General features: G+C 37.9%; 22 protein-coding genes. 14 read left to right on the forward strand and 8 right to left on the reverse strand.

What is annotated here, in order from left to right; genetic code table 11:
• Positions 1–227: 227 nt before the first annotated feature.
• Entirely contained in the window at positions 228–1154 is a 927-nt protein-coding gene (locus tag R6U77_RS07440; RefSeq protein ID WP_319838005.1) for a manganese-dependent inorganic pyrophosphatase, read from the forward strand.
• 136 nt (positions 1155–1290) lie between these two features.
• On the opposite strand, the gene R6U77_RS07445 is transcribed toward R6U77_RS07440, so the two are convergent.
• Complete coding sequence (locus R6U77_RS07445; RefSeq protein ID WP_319838006.1) at positions 1291–2649, reverse strand: FAD-dependent oxidoreductase; 1359 nt, start codon at positions 2647–2649, stop codon at positions 1291–1293.
• A gap of 126 nt (positions 2650–2775) precedes the next feature.
• On the opposite strand from R6U77_RS07445, the gene R6U77_RS07450 reads away from it, so the two are divergent.
• The 4 genes from R6U77_RS07450 to R6U77_RS07465 all read left to right on the forward strand — a co-directional run bounded on the left by R6U77_RS07450 (position 2776) and on the right by R6U77_RS07465 (position 7819).
• Positions 2776–3483, forward strand: a complete 708-nt coding sequence (locus R6U77_RS07450; RefSeq protein ID WP_319838007.1) for a DsbA family oxidoreductase — start codon at positions 2776–2778, stop codon at positions 3481–3483.
• A 120-nt stretch (positions 3484–3603) separates the two neighbouring features.
• On the forward strand, positions 3604–4239 hold the full coding sequence (locus R6U77_RS07455) for an FMN-dependent NADH-azoreductase (protein WP_319838008.1): 636 nt from the start codon (positions 3604–3606) through the stop codon (positions 4237–4239).
• Positions 4240–4378: 139 nt separating this feature from the next.
• Positions 4379–5431, forward strand: a complete 1053-nt coding sequence (locus R6U77_RS07460; protein WP_319838009.1) for a lytic polysaccharide monooxygenase — start codon at positions 4379–4381, stop codon at positions 5429–5431.
• 18 nt (positions 5432–5449) lie between these two features.
• Positions 5450–7819 carry a bifunctional 2',3'-cyclic-nucleotide 2'-phosphodiesterase/3'-nucleotidase gene (locus R6U77_RS07465; RefSeq protein ID WP_319838010.1) on the forward strand — a complete coding sequence of 790 codons (2370 nt, stop codon included), beginning with the start codon at positions 5450–5452 and terminating at the stop codon, positions 7817–7819.
• Positions 7820–7877: 58 nt separating this feature from the next.
• Here the strand turns inward: R6U77_RS07465 and R6U77_RS07470 are convergent, their stop codons facing one another.
• Positions 7878–9617 carry an ABC transporter ATP-binding protein gene (locus tag R6U77_RS07470; protein WP_319838011.1) on the reverse strand — a complete coding sequence of 580 codons (1740 nt, stop codon included), beginning with the start codon at positions 9615–9617 and terminating at the stop codon, positions 7878–7880.
• 231 nt (positions 9618–9848) lie between these two features.
• Here R6U77_RS07470 and murB point away from each other — a divergent pair, with 231 nt between their 5' ends.
• From murB to R6U77_RS07495, 5 genes are all read left to right on the forward strand, one after another.
• Positions 9849–10760 carry a UDP-N-acetylmuramate dehydrogenase gene (murB, locus tag R6U77_RS07475; protein ID WP_319838012.1) on the forward strand — a complete coding sequence of 304 codons (912 nt, stop codon included), beginning with the start codon at positions 9849–9851 and terminating at the stop codon, positions 10758–10760.
• 47 nt (positions 10761–10807) lie between these two features.
• Positions 10808–11569 (forward strand): exodeoxyribonuclease III, encoded by a 762-nt coding sequence (locus tag R6U77_RS07480; RefSeq protein WP_319838013.1) that lies wholly within the window; start codon positions 10808–10810, stop codon positions 11567–11569.
• Positions 11570–11573: 4 nt separating this feature from the next.
• On the forward strand, positions 11574–14000 hold the full coding sequence (locus R6U77_RS07485) for a penicillin acylase family protein (RefSeq protein WP_406601099.1): 2427 nt from the start codon (positions 11574–11576) through the stop codon (positions 13998–14000).
• Between the two features lie 288 nt (positions 14001–14288).
• Positions 14289–14636, forward strand: a complete 348-nt coding sequence (locus tag R6U77_RS07490) for a DUF3221 domain-containing protein (RefSeq protein WP_319838015.1) — start codon at positions 14289–14291, stop codon at positions 14634–14636.
• 81 nt (positions 14637–14717) lie between these two features.
• Entirely contained in the window at positions 14718–15989 is a 1272-nt protein-coding gene (locus R6U77_RS07495) for a S1 family peptidase (RefSeq protein ID WP_319838016.1), read from the forward strand.
• A gap of 164 nt (positions 15990–16153) precedes the next feature.
• On the opposite strand, the gene hpaB is transcribed toward R6U77_RS07495, so the two are convergent.
• Genes hpaB through R6U77_RS07510 form a run of 3 tightly spaced genes read right to left on the reverse strand, consistent with a single transcriptional unit; the run spans position 16154 to position 19714 of the window.
• On the reverse strand, positions 16154–17593 hold the full coding sequence (gene hpaB / locus R6U77_RS07500) for a 4-hydroxyphenylacetate 3-monooxygenase, oxygenase component (protein WP_319838017.1): 1440 nt from the start codon (positions 17591–17593) through the stop codon (positions 16154–16156).
• A gap of 58 nt (positions 17594–17651) precedes the next feature.
• Positions 17652–18491: an aldo/keto reductase gene (locus R6U77_RS07505; RefSeq protein WP_319838351.1), complete on the reverse strand. Its 840-nt coding sequence runs from the start codon at positions 18489–18491 to the stop codon at positions 17652–17654.
• Positions 18491–19714: an MFS transporter gene (locus R6U77_RS07510; protein ID WP_319838018.1), complete on the reverse strand. Its 1224-nt coding sequence runs from the start codon at positions 19712–19714 to the stop codon at positions 18491–18493. Before R6U77_RS07510 ends, R6U77_RS07505 begins: the two co-directional genes overlap by 1 nt.
• 188 nt (positions 19715–19902) lie before the next feature.
• On the opposite strand from R6U77_RS07510, the gene R6U77_RS07515 reads away from it, so the two are divergent.
• The gene (locus tag R6U77_RS07515) at positions 19903–20247 is read left to right on the forward strand and encodes a winged helix-turn-helix transcriptional regulator (protein WP_293928486.1); all 345 of its coding nucleotides are present in this window, start codon (positions 19903–19905) and stop codon (positions 20245–20247) included.
• 63 nt (positions 20248–20310) lie between these two features.
• Here R6U77_RS07515 and R6U77_RS07520 read toward each other — a convergent pair whose 3' ends face one another.
• Together R6U77_RS07520 and R6U77_RS07525 are read right to left on the reverse strand one after the other, a co-directional pair.
• Positions 20311–20781: a hypothetical protein gene (locus tag R6U77_RS07520; RefSeq protein ID WP_319838019.1), complete on the reverse strand. Its 471-nt coding sequence runs from the start codon at positions 20779–20781 to the stop codon at positions 20311–20313.
• A 58-nt stretch (positions 20782–20839) separates the two neighbouring features.
• The gene (locus R6U77_RS07525) at positions 20840–21310 is read right to left on the reverse strand and encodes a hypothetical protein (RefSeq protein WP_319838020.1); all 471 of its coding nucleotides are present in this window, start codon (positions 21308–21310) and stop codon (positions 20840–20842) included.
• Positions 21311–21462: 152 nt separating this feature from the next.
• Here R6U77_RS07525 and R6U77_RS07530 point away from each other — a divergent pair, with 152 nt between their 5' ends.
• The 3 genes from R6U77_RS07530 (at position 21463) to R6U77_RS07540 (ending at position 24467) form a co-directional block, all read left to right on the forward strand.
• Positions 21463–21813: an ArsR/SmtB family transcription factor gene (locus R6U77_RS07530; RefSeq protein WP_293928492.1), complete on the forward strand. Its 351-nt coding sequence runs from the start codon at positions 21463–21465 to the stop codon at positions 21811–21813.
• On the forward strand, positions 21814–23907 hold the full coding sequence (locus tag R6U77_RS07535) for a heavy metal translocating P-type ATPase (RefSeq protein ID WP_319838021.1): 2094 nt from the start codon (positions 21814–21816) through the stop codon (positions 23905–23907).
• Between the two features lie 293 nt (positions 23908–24200).
• A complete protein-coding gene (locus R6U77_RS07540) occupies positions 24201–24467 on the forward strand; it encodes a late competence development ComFB family protein (protein ID WP_406601100.1) in 267 nt (88 codons plus the stop codon).
• Between the two features lie 73 nt (positions 24468–24540).
• Here R6U77_RS07540 and R6U77_RS07545 read toward each other — a convergent pair whose 3' ends face one another.
• Positions 24541–25215, reverse strand: coding sequence for a DUF7683 domain-containing protein (locus tag R6U77_RS07545; RefSeq protein ID WP_319838023.1), 675 nt, complete (start codon positions 25213–25215; stop codon positions 24541–24543).
• Positions 25216–25282 lie beyond the last annotated feature (67 nt).

Below are 25282 nucleotides of genomic sequence, written 5' to 3' on the forward strand. Positions count from 1 at the left end.
TTATACTAATAAAGGATATGAAAAAGGAATTTTGTCTATTCTTTTTGAAAATGAAGTAGGAAGTTTGGAGCGTTTTTGAAGGACAAATAGCCTAATTTTTAATTATATCAAAGGATAATTACGATTAGATTTTTTGAAATTCACGAAAGAAACTTCATTCAACTTCACTCATTATTTGTGATAAAATAAGTTTGTTAATAAGCATTGATATATTAGGAGGCTATTTCATGAGCAACACTTTAGTTTTTGGGCATAAAAATCCAGATACAGATACGATTACATCAGCAATCGTTTATGCGTACTTAAAACAGCAGCTAGGTGTGGAAGCAGAAGCTGTACGTTTAGGTGATATTAATAACGAAACAAAATTCGCTTTAGAAAAATTCGGCTTTGAAGCACCGCGCTTTATTAGCACGGTTGTTGGAGAGACAGAACAAGTAATTTTAGTAGACCATAATGAATTCCAACAATCTGCTGATGGCATTGAAGAGGTACAAATTACAGAGGTGATTGACCATCACCGTGTAGCAAACTTCCAAACAGCAGACCCATTGTATTTCCGTGCAGAGCCTGTAGGCTGTACAGCGACAATTTTAAATAAATTATTTAAAGAAAATAATGTAGAAGTTCCTGCAAATATTGCAGGTCTAATGCTATCAGCAATCATTTCAGATACATTATTATTCAAATCGCCAACATGCACAGACCAAGATGTAAAAGCTGGTGAGGAGTTAGCTGCTATCGCAGGCGTTGATGTGGCTGAATATGGCTTAGCAATGTTAAAAGCAGGGGCAGATTTATCTGATAAATCATTGGAGGATTTATTATCATTAGATGCAAAGGGCTTTGATTTTGGGGCATACAAAGCAGTAGTAGCACAAGTAAATGCTGTGGATATTGAAGATGTATTAGGTCGTCAAGCAGAGCTAGAAGCATTGCTTGCAAAAAATGCAGCAGATAATAGCTTAGATTTATTTTTCTTCGTTGTGACAGATATTTTAAACAACGACTCTACAGCAGTAGCAGTTGGACAAGCTGCAGAAAAAGCAGCAGCAAGCTTCGGTGCAACAATTGTTGATGGACGCATCAGCTTACCAGGTGTCGTTTCACGTAAAAAGCAAATTGTACCTGTCTTAACAGAAGGCTTAAAATAATCAATGAAGCAGTTGGGAAAGTAGCGAATACTTGCTTTTCTCGGCTGCTTTTGCATTTTTAAATTGGCGATAGTAGAAGGTTAGCAAAAAGGCTGTCCAGCAAGGAAATACTGGATAGCCTTTTTACAAATAGCCTCTACTCATTTTCTAATTTTAAAGGATAAACGGCAGGCCCTTCTATAACATTTCCTTTTTTATCAAAGCGAGAGCCATGGCATGGACAGTCCCATGTTTCGTCAGCATCATTCCAACGTGTTTTACAGCCTAGATGGGTACATTTGGGTGCTGATATGCGTGTCACGTAGCCCGTAATAAATTGCTCGCTAATAAAGCCAGCTTTTGTGAGCATATCGTAAACGGTACGACCTTGTATGCGACTAGGCATATATAATTGTGTAGCGCGGTGCTCTTTTTTCGTAAAATAGCCACGTAATATTTCTGCTGCTACAAGTGAGCTTGAAAGTCCCCATTTTTTAAATCCTGTTGCAATATAAATAGAGGAATCCTTTGTCATTGGACCAACAAACGGTATGCTATCAGGTGTTGTCATATCTTGCGCGCTCCATAAAAAGCCTGGTTCAGATAAATCAAATTCACTGTTTAGCTCCTGTGTAAGGGTATCATAATACTTCGTCGTATCTCCTTCTGTGCCAGCAAGATGAGATGTACCACCGTAAAGAAAATAAGATTGTCCATCGATTTTAGCTGTGCGAATTGTCCGAGCTGGTGAATCGATACTAATATATTGTCCTTGTAGAAGGTCTGAGCATGCTGTTGCAGTTAAATAAGCACGATCTACTGTTAACTTTAACGTGTTTAAGCCAGCGATTGAGTCGATTGGATAATGTGTGCATAGTACAAGCTTTTTGCAAGCAATAGTGTAGCCTTCAGCCGTTGTTACAGTTGGTTTATCTGTCACTTGTGTAACACGAGTATGCGTAAAAAATTGTGCACCAGCCTGTTGTGCGAGCTTGGCGAAATGCAGTAAAAAATGCACAGGGTGAATTTGCGTTTCATGTTGCATCCCTAAAGCAAGCTGAGCTTTATCTGCCAATTCCGTATCATTTGTGATGAGCGATGGAATACCTATTTTCTTATATGTTTCGTATTCTTGTTTTAATAAAACACGATTCTCAGTTTCCGTTGTATAAATAAATGATGTAGCAGCTGTATAAGTGGTTTTATCAGCCTGCTTCAATGCCTGCTCAATTGCATCTTTATTTACTTGATAGTAAAGCTTAGCATCCTCCTGTTTTAACGTATGATAAAATAGTCCATGCTGTGCTGTAAGTTTACCTGTAGAATGTGCTGTTGCACCTTCACCAATGCTTTTAGCCTCAATAACAATAACACGCAGTCCTGCCTGAGCAAGTAAATAAGCGGTATAAACGCCACTTAAACCAGCTCCGACAATGCAAATATCACAAACTGTATCAGATGATAAAGTTGAAGTTGTCATTGGTGTAGTGTTATGAAGCCATAATGATTGCTGCATAAAAAGCCCCCTTACCTATATTTAACAAACAGTATAGGGCAATTTATCAGCCGTTATTCACAAGTCGAAAAAATTGAATAATGCATTCGCTTATTTGTACAATGAGAAAACAAGGAGGCGAAACTATTGATTATACAAGTATGGTCTGATTATGTATGTCCATTTTGTTATATTGGCAAAAAACAATTAGAGCAAGCGCTTGAAACAAGCGGTTATGCAGAGCAAATTGAAGTGCAATATAAAAGCTTTTTACTGGACCCATCAACACCTGTTGACACAGAGGAATCTATTTATGGTCCATTAGCTGCAAAATATAATATGTCCATTGAGCAAACGAAGGCGATGACGCAAAATGTAGCGGAACGTGCAAAGGAAGTTGGCTTACATTACGATTTTGATCGCATGAAAACGGCGAATACAATTAAAGCACATCGCTTAGCGAAATGGGCGGAGGAGCAAGGCAAAGGTGCAGAGATGAATGAGCGCCTGTTGCAAGCGCATTTTTTAGAGGGTCTAGCGATAGGTCGCATGGATGTATTAATTACATTAGCTGAGGAAGTTGGCTTAAATGGTGAAGCAGCAAAGGAAATGCTAACGAGTGATGAGTATAAAGAAGAAATGTATTCGGATATTGAAATTGCCCGTCAATTAGGTGTGCGCGGTGTACCGTTTTTTGTTATCGATAATAAATACGGTATTTCAGGTGCGCAGCCACAACACTTATTTGAAGAAACGGTGGCAAAGGCAGCTGAAGAGGCTGGCTTACAGCGTAAATTAAATATGGTAGGCGAACAAGGTGCGCTATGTGAAGATGGCGTATGTGATATTGAATAAAGTTCAGCCTAAAGTCTTAGAGCAGTATGATTGATTTTTTCGTGCTGCTCTATTATGATATGTAATGTCTTGATTTCGAGATAATAATAAACTTTCTGAATTTTAAAGGAGATTTTATAAATGACAAACGTATTAGTAGTAAAAGCAAATAACCGCCCAGATGGCGTTTCAACAAAAATGTACGAAGCTTTCGTAGCAGAAGCAAAAGCACAAAATATCGAATTTACAACATTTGATGTGTTTGAAGAAAATTTAGCCTACTTTGGTCAAGAGCTATTCAACGCTTTCGGTAAAGCGCAAGCAGGTGAAGAGCTAAATGAAAAAGAAGCTGCTTCATTAGCATCTTTCAATAAATCACGTGAAGCATTAACTGCGGCAGATGTAGTTGTGTTTGCATTCCCATTATGGAATTTAACAATTCCAGCAGCATTGCAATCATTCATCGATTACACATACGGTGCAGGCTATTCATTCAAATATGATGAGAATGGTAACTTAGTAAGCCTAATGACAGACAAAAAATATATCGTTTTATCTGCTCGTGGTGGCATCTATTCATCACCTGAGGCAGCTTCATCAGAAATGGCTGTAAACTACATTAACAATGTAATTGGCGGCGTTTATGGAATGCAAAAAGTAGACGAAGTAGTAATCGAAGGTCATAATGCAAACCCAGCAAAAGCGGAAGAAATTATTGCAGAAGGTTTAGAAAAAGTAAAAGCAACTGTACAAAACTTAACAGCAGCTTTAGTGTAAAATGAATAAAGCGCATGAAATTGAATCTTGATTTCATGCGCTTTTTCTATTGTAAAATAGGTGTTTTTTATCATGTTACTAATGGTAAAATTAATTTAATATAAAGATAGTAACTTAATAATGAACGGGAGGCTGTGAAATGAGGTTACGATTACAAACTATGAAGCTATTACTAGTCGTATTTGGAGTAGTTATTGTCACTTTTAGTTTTGTTCATAAAGCATCGGCACACGGCTATGTAAAATCACCTGAAAGCAGGGCATTGCTATGTGCGCAAAAGGTAAATAATGATTGTGGTTCAATTATATATGAGCCTCAAAGCCTAGAAGCACCAGGCAATTTTCCGAGTGCAGGGCCCGCTGATGGCAAAATTGCAAGCGCAAATGGAGCATTCCCAAAATTAGATGAGCAAACAGCTAAGCGTTGGGCGAAAGTACCAATGAAAAGCGGTGCAAACACGTTTACTTGGAAATTTACTGCAGCACATGCGACAGACAAATTTGAATATTACATTACAAAGGAAGGCTGGAATCCGAATAAGCCTTTAAAGCGTGCTGATTTAGAGCATTTTTGTACGGTAAAAAATAATGGGAAACGCCCTGGGGAAGAGGCTACTCATAAATGTGTTGTGCCAGAGCGCAAAGGCTATCACATTATCGTAGCATATTGGGAAATAGGTGATACACCGAATGCCTTTTACAATGTCATTGACGCTAACTTTGATGGGCAATTTGTTCAGCCAGCGCCTGACAAAAGCGAGAGCATCGCATGGGATGCGAAAAAGGTGTATGTAGAAGGTGATAAAGTTGCATATAAAGGCGTGACTTATCAAGCGAAATGGTGGACGAAGGGCGATCAGCCAGGAAAAGCGCAAGTATGGGCTTTAGTAGGAGAAGAGGTGCCTGTAGCTAAAACGCCAGCTTGGGATATCAATAAAGTATATGTAGGTGGAGAGAAAGCCACATATAACGGCGCTACGTACCAAGCAAAATGGTGGACAAAAGGTGAAAGACCTGACAAAGCGCAAGTATGGGCTTTAGTAGAGGGGTCTAGCAAGTTATCTGCTTGGGATGCTGAAAAGGTTTATTTAGGTGGGGAGAAGGCTCTATATAAAGGGGCAACCTACCAAGCGAAATGGTGGACAAAGGGAGATGAGCCTGTAAAAACACAAGTATGGGCTTTGATTAAATAAATTTCAAGGAGTGGCAAAATGAAAGGTAAATTTTTAACAGGAACTGTAGCATCATTAATACTTGCAGCGGGACTAGGGGGTATGACACCTGCTGAGGCAGCAAAGGAATCTGTTACACGTGGAGACTACGTTGTACAGCTCATTAAAGAGCTAGGCGTAGAGCTAGGTGATGGTTCTTCTATTACATTTAAAGATGTATCAAAGGAATTAGCACCATATGTAGAAAAAGCAGTTGAATTAAATTTAATTCACGGTAAATCTGCAGATACTTTTGCACCGGACGAAAAATTAACACGTTTACATGCATTCGTTATCGCAGCACGTGGCTTAGCAACAGAAAATGCACCACTTGATGTATTGAACCAATTTACTGACAATGCCAAAATCCATGCATCACATAAGCAGGATATGGCAAATGCAGCAGCGCTAGAAATTTTAAATGGCTTTGCAGATGGCACGATTAGTCATACGAAAATTGTGACAGAGCAACAAATGGAGCTTATTGTGAAGCGTTTTGTAGAGCAATACAATAAGGAAGCGGTAACGGATGAAGATGAAGCGAAGGTAGCTTTACGCATTTTAGGTACATCAGATATCCATACCAATCTAGCAAACTACAACTATTATTTAGACAAAGATGCGAAAGATGTTGGATTAGCTAATACTGCTACATTAATTGATGAGGCACGTAATGAAAATCCAAATAATTTATTATTTGATAACGGTGACTTAATTCAAGGTACACCACTAGGATCATATAAGGCACTTGAAGCGACATTAAAGCAAGGTGAAGTGCATCCAGCAGTAGCAGCACTTAACACTTTAGGCTACGATGCAGCAACATTAGGAAACCATGAATTTAACTATGGCTTAGATTATTTAAATGAAGTAATGGATGATGCAGAATACACTTGGGTAAATGCCAATGTACGCGATGCGAAAACAGGTGACTACTACTTTGAGCCATATGCAATTATAGAGCGTGAAGTGGTAGATGAAGATGGCGACAAGCATGTCATTAAAGTAGGGGTAACAGGCATTGTACCTACGCAAATTTTAGGCTGGGATGCAATCCATTTAACAGGTAAAGTAACAGTGGATCAGCCAGTTGATGCATTGGAAAAAGTAATTCCTGATATGGAAGCAGCTGGAGCAGATGTTATTGTTGTGCTTTCACACTCTGGTATTGGTTCAGACCAAAATGTACAAGGCAATGAAAATGTAGGCTATCAAATTACTGAATTAGAAGGTGTAGATGCAGTAATTACAGGGCATTCACATTTACAATTCCCAGGTGACTACAAAGATTTAGCGAATGTTGATCAAGAAAAAGGAACAATTAATGGTGTACCAACAGTAATGCCTGGTGCATATGGCAGCCATCTAGGTGTTATTGATTTAGAACTTGAGCTTGAAGGCGATGAGTGGGTTGTAACAGATGGGACAGGCGAAATTCGCTCAATTAATCGTGAAGGCTTAGTGCCATCGAAAGACGTATTAGCTGCTGTGAAGGAAGCACATGAGGGCACTTTAGAGTATATCCGTCGTGCAGTTGGGGAAACAGCAGCCCCTATTAACAGCTACTTTGGTTTAGTACAAGATACAGCAGCAATCGAAATTATTACACAGGCACAAACATGGTTTATTCAAGACCAATTAAAAGATACAGCGGACGCTGATCTACCAATGTTATCAGCAGGTGCACCGTTTAAAGCGGGCTCTCGTGATAATGCAAGCGACTATACAAATATTCCAGCAGGTCCATTAGCAATTAAAAACATGGCGGATATTTACCATTATGACAATACAGTCGCAACTGTTAAAGTAACAGGCGCAGATGTGATTGAGTGGTTAGAAATGGCTGCAGGTGTATTTGCAACAATTGATCCAGCAAAAACAGAAGAGCAAAATATTATTGATCCAGAAGCACGCTCATATAACTTCGATGTGTTAGATGGTGTAACATATGAAATTGATGTGACATCTCCTGCGAAGTATGATCGTCGTGGTAACGTTGCAAATGAATCAGCAAATCGTATTAAAAATGTTCAATTTGATGGTAAACCAATCGATTTATCACAGGAATTTTTAATCATTGTGAATAACTACCGTGTTGGTGGCTCTTACGGAGCACAGTTTGTGAAGCCAGACCAATCAAACTTAACAGTATACGCACATGAAAATCGTCAAGCGATTATCGATTACATTATTGAAAAAGGTACGATTAATCCACAAGCAAACAACAACTGGAAATTTGTAGACTTCCCTGCAAATACAAAGGTAGTGTTCCAAACTGCTGATGTAGCAAAGGACTATATTCCAGAAGGCAGCAATATTGAATACATCGGGCCAAGTGCAAATGGCTTTGGTAAATTCCAATTGAAATAAGCAAATAAAAGGCGTGTTAGGAAAGGTATTACCTCTCCAACACGCCTTTTATTTTTAGTTATTCAATTAACCCTTGTCCTGCTGAAAATTCTCGATATAGTTCATGCCTAGCAAGAAGCTCCTCATGTGTGCCTTGACCTGTAATTTGTCCTTTTTCAATAAATAAAATTGTGTCAGCATGTAAAATTGTTGCAAGGCGATGGGCAATAATAAATGTTGTGCGTCCATGCATTAAGCGCTGCAAAGCCTCTTGTACATAAATTTCTGAGCCGCTATCTAAATTAGAGGTTGCTTCATCCAAAAGTAAAATTTGTGGATTATGTAGCAATGCTCGTGCAATAGCAATACGCTGTCGCTGACCACCAGATAGCTTCATGCCACGCTCGCCCACCTCAGTTGCAAATCCTTCAGGTAATTCCTCAATAAATTGTAATGCATTGGCGGCTTCAGCTGCTGCTCGCAACTGCTCCTCACTAGGCTGCTGCTTCATGCCGTACATAATATTATCTGCAATCGTGCCGCTTAATAAAGGGCTTTCTTGCGAGACATAGCCGATGTTACTGCGCCAAGCCTGTAAATTAAATGTAGAAATTGGCTTATTGTTAAAAGAAATTCGCCCATTTGTTGGCTCATAAAAGCGCTCTAATAATGAAAAAATGGTTGTTTTTCCACCACCGCTCGGTCCAACGAGTGCAGTAACTGTCCCTGGTGAGGCAGTGAAGGTAAGGTTTTGCAAAATTTGCTTCGTTTCATTATATTGAAAGCCTACCTGTTCAAAGGCGATTGTACCTTGTATTGCTGGTTGCTCTAATGCATTTGGTTCACTTGGCATAGAGAAAATTTCTTGAATACGCTCCGTTGCCCCCATTGCTTTTTGGAATGATGTAAAAAATGTTGCCATTTGCGCAAATGGCACGATAATTTGAAACAAGTAAAAAATAATTGCTACAAGTGCACCAGCAGATAAAGCGCCACTTGCCACCTGTGTACCGCCATAGCCTAAAATAACAACAAGTACAAGCATCATTAATAATGTCATAATTGGTGAAATAAGCGCCTGTACACGAGCTTCCTTTAAGCCGTAGCCAAATAAAGAACGAATCGCCTTATTGCCACGTTCATTTTCAAAGGACTCTGCATTGTAGGCTTTTACTAAGCGAATATCGGCTAAAATGCGTCCAAGTAAGCCAGAGAAGGAAGCCATTTCCGATTGAGTAGCAATGGCGATTTTCTGCATAATTTTACCGAGTGGCATCATAATAAGTAAAGATACAGGTACACTAATTAGCAAAATTAAAGTCATTTTCCAATCGATAATAAAGAGCAATATAATCGCACCAATAATGGAAATTACGCCAGAAATCACTTGCACCATTTGCTGTGTAATGAGCGTTTTCAATGTCGTCGTATCCTGCGTAATACGGCTCATTGTTGCACCTGTTTCATTCGTGTCATAATAGCTAACAGGTAAACGCAGCACTTTATGCCACAGTTTTTCACGTAAATCTGCAACAATCCGTTCACCAATAAACGTTAATAAATAAAATGACACACCACCTGCGACCGCCTGCACAAGAAAGACAACTAAAATAATCGCTAAGATACGCCAATTAAATAACTCTGTCGTTAAATTATCAACTAAATTCATTGTCACTAATGGTAAAACAAGACTAGCCACTGTTTCTGTTAATGTAATAATTAACGCAATAACAATCATGGCAACAGGCCAATTTAAGCCTTTTAATAAGGAAATAAATGACCGAAAAGCACTAGGCTTTGTTTGAGAAGACTGTTCCATAAAGCACCTCCATGTATTTTATACGGGTGAAACTAGTAAAAAGTTTCGGTGCCAGGCACACACACAATTCTATACAATTTTACTTTCTTTTAAATTGTCGGTAAAATAGAAAGGATAAAGGTGAAAGCTTGTAAAGTGAACCGCAAGCAATAATTTACTTGTCAAATAGGTTATAAAAACAGATACTAAGAAAGTATAATTGAGATAAATGTAAGGAAAGGAAATCGTTTTATGACATTACAACAGTGGGTGAATGATTTAGCTAAAATCATTGATCCTTCAAATATGAAAATAAATGAATCGTTAAAAGCATATACAATGACAAAATTAGGAGGGCATGCGGATATTTTCGTTATGCCAAATACAGAGCAGGAAGCGCAAGCTATTGTGAAATATGCACATGAGCATAATGTGCCTTTGCTTATGCTTGGGAATGGCTCGAATATGGTTGTACGTGATGGTGGTGTACGCGGTATCGTCATCAATTTTTCGAAATTAAATCAAATCAAAATAACAGATGGGCTTGTCTTCGCACAAGGTGGCGCATTATTAAAGGATGTTTCAAAATATGCAGCAGCTGAGAGCTTGACAGGCTTAGAATTTGCTTGTGGCATTCCAGGTTCAATTGGTGGTGCGATGGCGATGAATGCAGGGGCTTATGGCGGAGAAATTAAGGATGTCATTTTAGAAACGATTGTGCTGACACCAGAGGGACAACGCATTGTTTTGACAAAGGATGAGCTAGAGTTAGGCTACCGTACGAGTATTATTGCTAAAAAAGGCTACTACGTTTTATCATCAACGTTCCAATTGCAGCATGGGGAACAACAAGCAATTGATGCGAAGATAGCTGATTTAACATACCAAAGAGAATCACGTCAGCCACTTGAATATCCTTCAGCAGGAAGTGTCTTCAAGCGTCCACCAGGTCATTTTGCTGGGAAGCTTATTCAAGATAGTGAGCTGCAAGGAAAAGGTGTTGGTGGTGCCGAAGTATCCCAGAAGCATGCAGGCTTTATTATTAATAAAGATAATGCAACGGCGACTGATTATATTGAGACAATCCGGATGGTACAGCGCGTGGTCAAAGAAAAGTTTGATGTCGATTTAGAGCTTGAAGTGAAAATTGTAGGCGAAGATTAAAACTAGGGGGGAGCTAAATCCCCCTGACGATTGTAAGGAGCAATAAAATGAAGTTTATTTCATGGAATGTTAACGGTATTCGAGCATGTGTGACAAAAGGCTTTTTAGATTATTTTCATACAATAGATGCAGATTTCTTTTGTATTCAAGAATCGAAGTGTCAGGAGGGGCAAGTCGATTTACCATTAGAGGGTTATTATCAATACTGGAATTATGCACAGAAAAAAGGCTATTCAGGTACAGCTATTTTTACAAAGCATGAACCTCTTTATGTTCATTATGGAGTTGGAGATGAAAATAGCGAGGCGGAAGGGCGTATCATTACATTAGAATATGAGAAATTTTATTTAGTAAATGTTTATACACCGAATGCACAGCGTGATTTAGCAAGGCTGCCTTATCGTATTGAATGGGAGGAAAAATTAGCGCTCTATTTGAAGCAACTTGACGCAAAAAAACCCGTCATTTATTGTGGTGATTTAAATGTTGCACATCAGGATATTGATTTAAAAAATGCGAAGGCCAATCAAGGCAACTCTGGTGTAACAGTTGAAGAACGAGCAAAGATGACAGAATTGCTTGCATCAGGCTTCAACGATACGTTTCGTACATTATATCCAGAGCGCACAGATGCTTACACATGGTGGTCCTATATGAATAAAGTACGCGAGCGCAATATTGGTTGGCGAATTGACTATTTTATCGTATCAGAGCGCATTATGCAGCATGTGCAAAGTGCAGATATTCATGCACAAATTTTAGGAAGCGACCATTGTCCAATTGAACTAATAGTAGAGGGAATTGACTAGAAAGGTGGATTTTATGAGTAAAATAAAAAGCAAAAAAATAATTAATATTGCGATTTGGACTGTCGGTATATTGATTATTTTAGCTGGGGCAGCGGTAGCTGGTGTACATATGTATGTGGCAAACTCCTTGCCAGAAATTGAAGGAGAAGTAGATGTAACGATATTAGATTCTGATGTAAAGGTAACGCGTGATGGTACAGGCGTTCCACATATTGTCGCACAATCGGATGCGGATTTATACAGAGCGCAAGGCTATGTACAAGCACAGGATCGCTTATTCCAAATGGATTTATCACGCCGTCAAGCGAGCGGGCGTTTAGCAGAGGTTATTGGAGAAAATGCGGTGTCAACAGATAAGTTTTTCCGCACATTTAGCTTGCGTCATGCAGCTGAGCAATCATGGAATGAATATGATGGGGAAGCACAGCAAATTTTACAATGGTATGCGGAAGGTGTGAATGCCTTTATTGATGAGGTAAAAGGCACAAGCAAGCTTTCCTATGAATTTAAGCTACTAGGCTATGAGCCAGAGGCATGGACACCGATTGATTCTTTAACAATTGGTAAATTTATGGCCTATGATTTAGGTGGTAACTGGAACATGCTAGCGTTCCGTCACTGGGCTTTACAAAATTATTCAGAAGAGCAAGTAGAAGAATTAATGATAAACTACCCTGAAAATGCAAAATCGATTATTGAGGCAAATTTAAATAACCCAGTAGACGTAGCAGGGGCTTTCAATGTTGATTTATTGCCAAACGAATTTAATGGCAGTAACAACTGGGTTGTATCGGGTGATTTAACAGCATCAGGCAAACCATTATTAGCGGATGACCCGCATTTAGGATTGAATACACCATCGATTTGGTATCAAATGCATTTACAATCGCCAGAGCAAAATGTCAGTGGTGTGATTTTTGCAGGTATTCCAGGCATTATTTTAGGGCATAACGACAAGATTGCATGGGGCGTAACAAATGTAGGCCCTGATGTTCAAGACTTATATATTGAAACGCCAAACCCTGATAATCCTAAACAGTTTAAATATGATGGTGAATGGGAAGATGCGATTGTTCGAAACGAGCCAATCAAGGTAAAGGGCGGCAAAACAATCGACTTTGAAGTGGTGGAAACACGCCATGGTCCAATTATTTCAGAATTAGTATTTAAAGAAGAAAAGCCAACAGCGGTATTCTCGATGCAGTGGACAGCATTGCAGCCAACGAGAGAGCTACGTGCAATTATCGGCTTTAATAAAGCGACAAACTGGGAAGAATTCGAAACAGCATTAAATGATTTCCGTGCACCAGCACAAAATTTCGTCTTTGCTTCAACGGATGGCACGATTGCTTATAAAGCAAACGGTGATATTCCGATTCGGAAAAAAGGCGATGGACAGCTGCCAGTACCAGGAGATTCCTCTGAATACGGCTGGGAGGGCTTTATCCCTTATGATGAATTGCCAACAGTGATTAATCCTGAGTCAGGCTATATCGCAACAGCGAACAATCAAATTATTGGTGAAGAATATCCGTACCATATTACGAATTTCTGGGCACAGCCATATCGCTATGAGCGCATTGTAGAAATGATTGAATCTGTAAAAGAGAGCATCGGCACCGTTGATGAAGAAACTGGAGACGTGTACGAGGGCTTCACAAGAGCAGAGATGAAGGCAATGCAAATAGATAAGAAAAATCTGTATGCAGCTGAATTTTTACCAGGCTTCCTTGAAACAATTAAAGCGAATGATACAGATGGGAAATATGCTGATATTATTGCATTAATGGAAGAGTGGGAATTATACGACAACAGAGATGACGCACAGCCATTAATATGGCACTTCTTGATTGAAGAGATTAAAGAGACGATTTTCAAAGACCAAATGCCAGCAGATGTTTATGAAATGATGCCTGGTAAATATCAAATTATGGATGAAATGCTGCGCAAAGCATACGCTGGAAATGAAGGTGTATGGGTGAAGCAGGCAGGTGGCTTAGACCAAGTTGTTTATGGTTCATTTGAGCGTGCTATCGCAGATTTAAAAGTGAAGTACGGTACATCTGTTGCCAAATGGCAATGGGGCACTTACCATAAAATTTTATTCAAGCACCCACTTGCAAGTGCATCTGATTTTATTGCCTCATATGTCAATCCGAAAACGATGCCTACTGGTGGCTCACGCGTAACAGTAATGGCAGCAGCGAATGATGCCAATGGCAATGTTAACCATGGTGCATCATGGCGCTTTGTCGCAGATTTAAATAATTTAAACTATGCTGATCATATCGTTGGTCCAGGGCAAAGCGGGCATTTAAAATCGAAATGGTATGACAACCAAGTATCCGGCTGGGTATATGGTCGTTACCACCGCACATATATTAACGGTGATATCGATCCTGCCTATGATTTAATTTTGAAGGCAGAATAGTAACTAAAAGCTGTAGTACAAAAAGGTATTGACCTACTTGTACTACAGCTTATTTTTGTTAATAAGTATTCATTTTAAAGGAAGCCTCTCGAATACCGACAAAAAAATTGTCGGTGCATTGTCGGATATTGTCGGTTGTTGAAAAAAATGTTTATAGTATAATGTAGGGAATTAATGGGGATTTAAGATGTTTTGCAGCATGCTCAAAATTTGTTTTCTATATTGTATTTGTCTTTTTAGTTTTCAGCTATAACCTGAAGTATTTCTGATGAAAGGAGTAGATGGAGTATGACAAGGAAGAGTGTCTTATTGTTGTGTTTTTTGCTTAGCTTGTTTATGGCAGGATGTGAAGAAAAGCCGAAAAATGAAGTATCGCAACCAGCAGCATCGTATATGATTGGCATAATTGTTACAATAGAAAATGGCAGTCTACTAGTGGTTGGTGATGTAACAGAAGAGGATTTAAATACTTTAAGCCCACAGGAAATCATTGATAAATATCAAGATGGCGCTTGGTGCGGGTTGAAGGGAGGGATAGAAGAATTTAATATAGGAGAGAAAGTTAAGGTTTGGTATGATACAGCTCAACTTTCTTTACCAGGGTATATTGAAGTTGTGGAAATAGAGATTTTATAAAACAATATATTAAAAAACAAATTATTTAAGTAAAATATTATATTTAAAATATGTACTTAATTAAATTTATGGGGTGGTAGGATGTATAAATATAGAATTATTGTTGGATTATTTGTGCTAGTTATATCTATTTTGGGAGGTAGTTCAATTTCTTTAGCTAATAATGATACACCTAGCATAAACGAACAAATTAAGTTTAGGGAAAGTTTTGGTTTAGACAATAATATCGATAAAATTAAATTACTTAATCAAAATGATAAACAAGGTAAAGGGCGTATTTTTGAAGTTCCTCTAACTGAAAAAGAAACAATGGAATTGATGGAAAGATTTGAAGTTCAAAATAATAATCTGCCGAAGATTAAAAAAATGCTGAATGAAAAGTTTAATCAAGAAAATGTGACGATGTATATTGATCAGTCAAAGGGTGGGGAAGTAGTTGTAAAGCTAAAGAATTATCATCAAAAATCAGCAAGTACGGAATTATTCAAGGAATTAAAATCAATCAACCTGACTATTCCTTATAGAATAGAAGAAGCTTTTTATAGTGAAGAAGACTTAAATGCAATATCTGATGCAATTTGGGCTAAGAAAGCAGAGTTGAATTTAGATTTTGATTCTACGAGGGTCGATGTAGTAAATGAAAAAATTATTATTGGAATTGTTGAATATTCAACAATTAAAGAAGAGGAGTTATTAAAAATATTTAACAATTATCCGATAGAGGTGGAGCAGATTGAATCTCCAAGGAATTTTAGAGGGCCTTATGGAGGCGAACTAATTGTAACGAGTAGGGGTAATACTTGTTCGACAGGATATTATGCAACAAGTGGGAGCAATTATTATTTAGTGACTGCCGGACATTGCAGTATTCTATATGATAAAGTTACCACAAAACAAACTACCTACTATACTGATGTTTATAAATATGGAACAACTACTTTAGGTCAGGTTTCTTCAATAAGACATACGGGTTATGTAGATGCGCTTACAATTAAAGTGCCATCTTCTATGGTGAACAGTAATATTTATTTAAATGGAGCTGTTCGAAAAATGACTTCCTCACAAGCAAGAAATGCAGATATTGTAGGACAAGCTGTATGTAAAACAGGAAAAACAACTTTCGTTACCTGTGGTACACTTATTAGTAAAAATACCAGTTATGAGGTTTGGGGAAATCAATTTATTGGAATGAGGTCTACTAATTTGCATGCGGAACATGGTGATAGTGGTGGAACTGTTTATAATAATTTTCAATACTTAGGTATTATAAAAGGAACTCATGGAGGTTATGTCACTTACACACATATTGCTGAGATAAATCGTGAGTTATCATTAAGTACGTATTTACAATAAAACGAGAACAGCAAGCGATTCGGTACTTTATACATACCGAATCGCTTTTTTGAAAACAAAAAACGATTGTCATTGGAAGTCATTTAGCTACTTCGAACCACCTTTTATATTCAATGTTGCTCGTTTATTTGCACAAATTTATAAAAATAGAGGGATAGTGATAGTTACAATTCCTTTTCTGCTAAAAAATCCTCTACACGATGAAGGTATTCTTCTCGGTTATAAGAGTGATATAGACGAGCAGCTAGGCGGAGAGGATCACCAAAAAAGAAGCGCTCATATAATGTTTGTCTTGTGCCGAAGCTACTCATCGCTAAATCCCAAGCTAGCCGGAATTTTTTTACACGCTCTTTCCCATCATCCTGAAATGATTGCAAATAATGCTTTAAGTCTCCATTATCTACAGCAAAAGACTTTTCATTTGGAATAGACATGAGCCCGCTTGCTCCAAGTAACTGGATAATTTCTGAGAATTGTGGATACATTTTAGGGAACACTTGAATGGCTACTTGTAATGTTGGCTGATGTGGTCGAAGGAACCCAAAAATATCCCTATGAGCCTCAGATTCAGATTTTAACAATAATGCCTTCATCGTTTCTAATGTGACAATGATATCCACTACCTTTTGTTGGATATGTGGGTAATCTCCAATATTTATCGTATTCACAATAGATTGTACTACACCTAAAACAAATTCAGTTTTAACGATTTGCCGCGTTAATACTTGATGTAATGTGTATGCTTGAAAGCCACTTACATTCACAAACTGATTGGCAACCTCTAAATTCTCATAATAAAAAACACGCTTCCATGGTACAACAACATCATCAAAAACAACAATTGCATCCATTTCCTCAAAGCGGCTGCTTAATGGATGATCAAATGTGGAAGTACCAGCAACAAACGATTGTCTACAATAAAATTTTAAACCTGCTGTATTGCTTGGGATAGAGAAGCCAAAACTTCTCTCTATATCGAAGCTGTTTGAGGATAATACTAAAAGTTCATCGGTCATGCCACCCTGTGTAGCAAGAAGTCGCGCACCTCGAATAACAAGCCCTTGACTCGTTTTTGCTACAATTCTCGCCGCAATCGTTACTTCATCATCTTCGATATAATATAGCTTTCGATTTACTTGTGGCTCAATAAATGTATGTGTCAGTGTTAAATCTTGCTCACGTGCCAACTCATAAAACTGTTGCAAATGCTCTGGAAAGCAATTCGGCTTTCCCTGCAAATAATCTGTAGCTGATGCTAAAGCCATCAATACGGTGTTCATATAATCTGGGCTTCTTCCCATAAAGCCATGTGTGCATAATGCCCATTCTTTTGCAGCCAGCCTTCTTTTTTGGAGATCTTCGATAGTCAATACTTGGCGAAAGGACATCCCAACACGTGTATCACTTGTTGGTGATTGATATGTCATGATGTCGATAACACTTTCCTCATGTTGTTTGTCAAAGAGTTTCGCCTGACTGTGGATGACACCTTGAAAAGCAGGATGCTCAGACACTCTGCCCTCTACTTTTTTTCCATCAATAACAATAAACGTTTGGAGTGCATCAATTTGTTCAATATATTGTTTGCCTGTGCGTATTGGCATGTTTTCACTCCTACCTACTTTTGTTTAGAGTATGAGGAGAACGTTGAGATGGTGCGCATTAAAAATCGAAATTATCTGGATCTGGCCCAACGCGGTAATTTTCATTTAATGCATCGATTTGTTCCATATCTTCTCGTGCTAGCTCGAAATCAAAAATAGCAGCATTGGCAATAATACGATGTTCTTTTGTTGATTTTGGAATTGTGACAACTTCATTTTGCAAGTCCCAGCGCAAAATAATTTGTGCTATAGATTTATCATATTTATTCGCAATTTCCTGTAATATGTCGTTATCTAATAGTTGACCTTGCATAAGTGGTGACCATGCCTCCATTTGGATACCCTGCTCTTTACAAAACATTTGTAATTCTTTTTGCGTTAATCGGGGATGATATTCCACTTGGTTAATCATCGGTTTAATTTCTGCCTCTTTAATCACATCTTGCAAATGATGAATTTGGAAATTACTTACGCCAATTGCACGTACACGATTCTCCTTGTAAAGTGTTTCTAACGCTCGCCACGTTTCTTTATATTTACCTTCTACAGGCCAGTGAACAAGGTATAAATCTAAATAATCTAATCCTAATTTATTCAAGCTTTCTTCATAAGCAGCAAGTGTTGTTTCATAGCCTTGGTCAGCATTCCACACCTTTGAAGTAACAAATAAATCTTCTCTCGTAATACCAGCTTCTTTTATACCTGCAAGGATACCTTCGCCTACAGCCTTTTCGTTTTCATAAATTGCAGCTGTATCGATGCTACGATAGCCTGCTTTAATTGCAGCCTTGACAGCTTCCACTAGCTCTGGCCCGTCCTCTACTTTAAAAACACCTAAACCAAACCAAGGCATTTCTACACCGTTATGCAATACTGTTGTACTTTGTAAATTTTTCATCATAATATTTTCTCCTTTTGATCTTTTTCTTCTAGTTTGATGCTCCAAGCTGTTAAAATAACTGCACCTACTACCATGATGCCACCTACCCAAGTAGTATGAATTAAACCGAATGAGTTTGTCACAACACCACCTAAATAAGCACCTAGCGCAATACCTGCATTAAAGGCAGCGATATTAATGGCAGATGCAACATCAACAGCGCTCGGCACAAAACGCTCTGCTAATATAACAACATATACTTGTAGTCCAGGCACATTCATAAATGCAAATAAGCCCATCAAAATAATTGTAATAAGCCCTGCTATAGAAAATGGTGCTGTAAACGCTAGCACGAATAACACAATTGCCTGTATTGCAAACATAAAAAATAACGCTCGAATTGGATTGTGATTTGATAATTTCCCACCAACCATATTTCCAATAGCAATGGCAATTCCATATACTAGCAAAATAATTGTCACAGCATTTGCACTAAACCCTGTTACCTCCTGTAATAAGGGTGATAAATACGTAAAAATAACAAATGTACCACCATAGCCTAACGCAGTAATGAGGAAAACAAGCAGCAGACGCCTATTTGTTATTAATTTCAGTTGACTGCGAAATGCTACAGGTGCACCTTTTTTCAAATTGGATGGAATTAGCATGCTGTTGGCGATTAAAGCAACAATGCCAATTAGTACAATAAGGATAAAGGATGCACGCCAGCCAAATTGCTGACCGATAAATGTCCCAATTGGAACGCCTGTAATAGTAGCTACTGTTAAGCCAGTAAACATAGTAGCTATGGCACTAGCACGTTTATTTTCTGGCACGAGCGCAGCAGCAATTGTTGAACCGATTGACATAAAAACACCATGTGCAAATGCAGCTACAACCCTAGCAATAAGCAATACAGCGAAGCTTGTTGCCATTGCTGCAATTCCATTACCTATAATAAAGATAATCATAATCCACATTAATAGTGTTTTGCGTGACATACTAGCTGTTAACGATGTAAGAATTGGAGCTCCAAAAGCTACTCCAAGTGCATATAAAGATACTGTTAAACCAGCTGTTGTCACAGAAACATGTAAATCCTCCGCAATAGATGGCAATAAACCGACACTAATAAATTCAGTTGTGCCAATTCCAAACGCACTAATAGCTAGTGCTAGTAATGCAAAAACACTTCGATGATTTGTTTGCACATCTAAGGAGGATACCGTATTTGTATTCAATTGACTCCCTCCTATTTATTAAAGACTGTACATGCTAAAAAGTAATATAGGCACTTTTTAGTATCGTACTATATGTTTTCTGCTTGCATATGCTATTATGAAACAGACGATAAATAAAAGTAAGTACGCACTTTAAAGTGTTATAGGCACTAAAAAGTAACATTTAAATAAATTCGGAGGTTATCGCTATGAAGCAATATCATATTCCAGTGGAAGCAACGTTAGATGTAATCGGAGGGAAATGGAAGGTAGTTATTCTTTGTCATTTAAAAAAGGGCACAAAAAGAACGAGCGAATTAAAACGTTTAATGCCCAATATTACACAAAAAATGCTGACACAGCAATTAAGAGAGCTGGAGGATGATGGGATTATTCAAAGAAAAGTATACAATCAAGTACCGCCAAAAGTAGAATATTCCTTAACAGACTATGGTTCATCCTTAAATACGATATTGGATGATCTTTGTACATGGGGAGAGTGCCATCTCGAAAAAAATAATAGCACCTCTATGTTGATTACAATAGAAGACTAATGCTTTGAATAGAAATAAAGCGCATGAAATGATTTGAGGGCATTTCATGCGCTTTTTTTATGTCTATTCGGGCCAAACTTTGATTTTAATATCGTAGGCTTTCAAAATCTCATGGCTATTTGCATCTAAAACATCGATTTCCATCGCAATTGTATGTTTAAAAAACATATAATGTACATGTTCAGTAAAGAAAAATGATTTAAATGATGTAGGAATAAGAATGGGGGGATGCTCTGATAAATCAAATTCTTTATCATCAATCCACCACTTACCAAAACGAATACAAATATTATTTTTCATCTTATTTTGCACTTCAAACTCTATATACATATTATCTTCTACTTCTAAAAAGTAAATTTGATCAATTTTTAAAGAGAGGTCTATATGTTGTACTAAATCGAACTGCATTTTAGCAGGAGGACCTTCAGGTGGAAAAAACTCTTCCCAATCCTCAGCCGTCCATTCATCCATTTTCATCGTGTCCAATTTCTTTTTCCAAACTGTCTGATCAATAAGAATTTTTTCTCGTTGCATGATGTCACCTCTTTAGAAAATATTTGGGTACAAATAACTGGTGATTTAAGATGTGTATTTAACTAGGGTATACTTTGACTTTAATATCGTACGATTTTAAAATCTTAAAACTGTCAGCATCTAAAAGATCAATTTCCATTGCAAAGCCACTTTCCATAAACATAAAGTGTACAGATTCAGAAAAGGCGACGGCTTCAAGTTTTGTTGGAATCAATGTTGGAGTACGTTGTGATAAGTCAAACTCTTGATTATCCATCCACCACTTGCCGAAGCGAATGAGCATATCATTTTGCAGCCTATTTTGTGCTTCGAACTCTATATATGTATTTTTTTCTGTTTCATGGATATAAACAAGTGTGACTTTCAAATAAAAGTTTTTGTGCTGAATTAAATCAACTTGTATTCCTGTATATTCACTTTCATCTGGAAAAAATTCTTGCAATTCTTCAGAGGTCCATTCATCCATTTTACTTGTATCTAGTTTTTTCTTTCCATTTGTCATATCGATAAAGATTTTTTCTCGTTCCATTATATCGACTCCAATTTCTCCAATATTAATTAAAGCATATGGAAAGTAATTAGCAAAATCAAATAAAAACCCAAACATTCAAACAAACATTTGAACGTTACTTGCATATACTGTATACTACAATCAAATGAACATTTGAATGAGGTGGCAATGTGATGAAGGATGTTTGCGAGGTAACGAAAATTAATGAAGAAACGGTGGCACGTGTGCAAGGGCAGTTGCCAGAGCTAGGGCATGTTGCGAAGTTTTTAAAGGCTTTAGCGGATGAAACGCGCTTGAAAATCGCCTATGCGTTAACGATTGAAAAAGCTTTATGTGTATGTGATGTTGCAGCAATCATTGGTTCCTCTGTCGCAACAGCTTCACATCATTTACGCTATTTAAAAGAAAATCGCTTGGCAAAATCTCATCGTGAAGGAAAGCTCGTTTACTATTCCTTAGCGGATGAGCATGTGTATCAAATTGTGAAAATTGCCTATGAGCATGCGGAGGAGGACAATTAAATGGCTACTACTAATCAACAATATCGCCTTGAAAATTTGTCTTGCGCAAGCTGTGCAGCGAAATTTGAACGCAATGTCCGAGAAATTGCGACGGTTGAGGATGTACAGTTGAATTTCGGTGCAGCAAAATTAACGGTTGTAGGAGAAGCAACAGTCGAACAGCTTGAAGCGGCGGGTGCCTTTGATGGCATTAAAGTGAAATCAATCAATGATCGACGTAAAACAGCGATTCCGTTTTATAAGCGCAAGGAAAATATTTTAGCAGCTATTTCTTTGCTATTTGTCATTGCGGCAGTGCTAACAGCAAGCTTCACAGCAGAAAATAGTCTACCTGTTGTTGCTCTTTACATAGGGGCAATAGTCGTTGGAGGCACATCCATCTTTATTACAGGCTTTAAAAACCTAATGCGCTTTGAATTTGATATGAAAACATTAATGACTATAGCGATTATTGGTGCAGCCATTATTGGTGAATGGCAGGAGGCGGCAGTTGTTGTCTTTTTATTTGCAGTGAGTGAAGCATTAGAGGCGTACTCAATGAATAAGGCGCGTCAATCAATCGAAACATTGATGGATATTGCACCACCAGTTGCCTTAATTAAACGCGCACATGGCAATCATTCACATGAAATAGAAATGCCAACAGAGGACGTGAAAATTGGCGATATCCTTATTGTAAAACCTGGACAAAAAATTGCGATGGATGGTGTTGTGATCAATGGTACATCCTCCGTCAATCAAGCATCTATTACAGGCGAATCGATTCCAGTGCATAAAGCAGTCGATGACGAAGTGTTCGCAGGCACATTAAATGAAGAAGGCGCACTTGAGGTAAAAGTAACGAAGCTCGTTCATGACACAACGATTGCGAAAATTATTCATTTAGTAGAAGAGGCACAGGCGGAAAAAGCACCATCTCAAAAATTTGTTGACCGCTTTGCTAAATATTATACGCCTGCTATTATCGTTGTGGCGATATTAGTCGCTGTGATTCCATCGTTAGTGACAGGACATTGGCTTGAATGGATTTATCAAGGCTTAGCAGTGCTCGTTGTCGGTTGCCCGTGTGCATTAGTTGTCTCGACGCCCGTTGCGATTGTGACAGCGATTGGCAATGCAGCAAGACATGGTGTACTGATTAAAGGTGGCGTTTATCTTGAGGCGCTAGGACATATTAATGCAGTTGCCTTCGATAAAACAGGCACATTAACAAAAGGAACACCAGAGGTCACAGCAATTATTACTGCTAATATCACAGAGCAGGAGCTACTTGCATTAGTAGGAGCTGTTGAGAAAAAGTCGCAGCATCCATTAGCGCAAGCTATTTTGAAAAAGGCTGCCAATCAGCATATTGAAATCGCCCAAGCATCAGATTTCCAATCAGTGACTGGAAAAGGAGCTTATGCAACTGTTGGTGGACAGCAAATTGCAGTAGGTAGTGTAAAATGGATTGCTTCGATTGCTAAGGTTAACGAAGAGCTAATACAGCAAATTGATAAGCTTGCCGCTGAAGGGCAATCTGTTATTGTAGCGGCACGTAATAATGAATGCATTGGGGTATTAGCGATTGCAGACCAAATTCGTGAAGAAAGTAAAGAAGTTGTATCACAGCTTGAGCATAGTGTAATGCTAACAGGAGATGCGCCATTAACAGCACAAGCAATTGCAAAAAATCTTGGTATTACAGATGTGCGTGCAGGCTTGTTGCCAGAGCATAAATTGCAGGCAGTGAAGGAATTACAGCAGAAGTACGGTAAAGTAGCGATGGTCGGAGATGGTGTCAATGATGCCCCAGCACTTGCGACAGCTTCTGTAGGTATTGCAATGGGCGGTGCAGGCACAGATGCGGCATTAGAAACAGCTGACATTGTATTAATGGGCGATGATTTAACAAAGCTTCCATATACAATGCGGCTAAGCAAAAGAACATTAACGATTATTAAGCAAAATATCGCATTTGCGCTTCTATTAAAACTAGTTGCTCTATTGCTCGTTATCCCAGGCTGGCTCACTTTATGGATTGCCATTTTTGCAGATATGGGTGCGACATTGCTTGTTGTATTAAATTCTTTACGTTTATTAAATAAACAGTAAAACACAATTTTCAAACATCTTTATCATTTTCCTAAAATATTAAAATATTTGTTAATATGAAAATCAGTTTATGTGATTAAATTGGCATAAATACTAGGAAATATGAGGAATATTTGCTTTTTTACTTGAAATACAATCGTAAACAAGTTATTTGCAACATAATATATAATGTTATATGATAAGGGGACAAATTTAATGATGTACTAGCACAAAACTTTTGGTGAAAAGGGAGTATGACAAATCTTCGTAGTACATGAATGATTGAGGCGATGTAATTGACACCACCATTTTTAATGAATGTTACTGAAGAAATTGTCCGTGGACTTGTTCGGTTTTTACTTTATGGAGTAGAGTACCAAACGTTTTGTCATTGTGAGCAATGTGAGATGAATATTATAGCGGAGGCATTAAATAGCTTGCCACCAAAATATGTTGCATCGGATGCTGCACGACAAGAAGCTTTTAAAGTTTTAAATACACCACAAAACATTGAAGCGATTAATAAAGAAATCATTCATGCCATTTATAAAGTAGGGCAAGGTTTAGGGCATGGTGAATAGTGAAAGCAGCCTACAACTGTTGAATAACAAGTTGTAGGCTGCTTTATTTAATGAGCGAATTGAGGTTTAGTTTTTAAGTAATCGAGGCTAAATAATAATTGTATTTAGTAAAATCGATTTGGTGGTTAATTTTACTTTGGAAAAAATCTTTATTGTCCATTGTAATCGGAAAGACACCTGTTACAGGATGGATAGCTGAAAGACCTAATAAATCTCGATATTCCTCTAATGGAATAGGTAGTAAACTTTCTTCTCCTAAAATGATAGAGTATTCATCCTCTTTATCTGACCAACTGACAAACCTCATTATATCTTTCTCTTCTACATAGAAGGGAGAAATCATATCTTCGACAAATAAATTATGTGCTCTAGCAAATTGTAAAGGTTCCTCATGATAGCTATTAGAGCCGATAAACATATAGTAATCATCCCCAAAATGGATAAAGAAGTCTTCTGTAATAAAGTTACAATGAATGTAGTCTCGCAATGTCATTTTAGCCAAGAGTGGAACTTGTGAAGCAGGTACTTCGCAATCATCTTGTAACGGAAGTGCCTCTATATCTTTGTCATATAAGATAGAATTTTTATTCTTATCAATGTGAGTTACTTTAAGTATCCGCACAAAATCAATCTGATTCGCTTCTAAAAATTTCATGACTGTATCGACATAGGCAGTTTCTATTTTTAAATAATCCTCAAGTGTGACTGATTTACCGATATCAAAAGAGCTTATCCATTCCTCTTTCATATAAGCACCGTACTCATTACGATAGGCTGGGTTATATTTTGTAATGCGCCATTGATATTTTATGATT

Source organism: Lysinibacillus louembei (assembly GCF_033880585.1).
Classification (GTDB): Bacteria; Bacillota; Bacilli; order Bacillales_A; family Planococcaceae; genus Metasolibacillus; species Metasolibacillus louembei.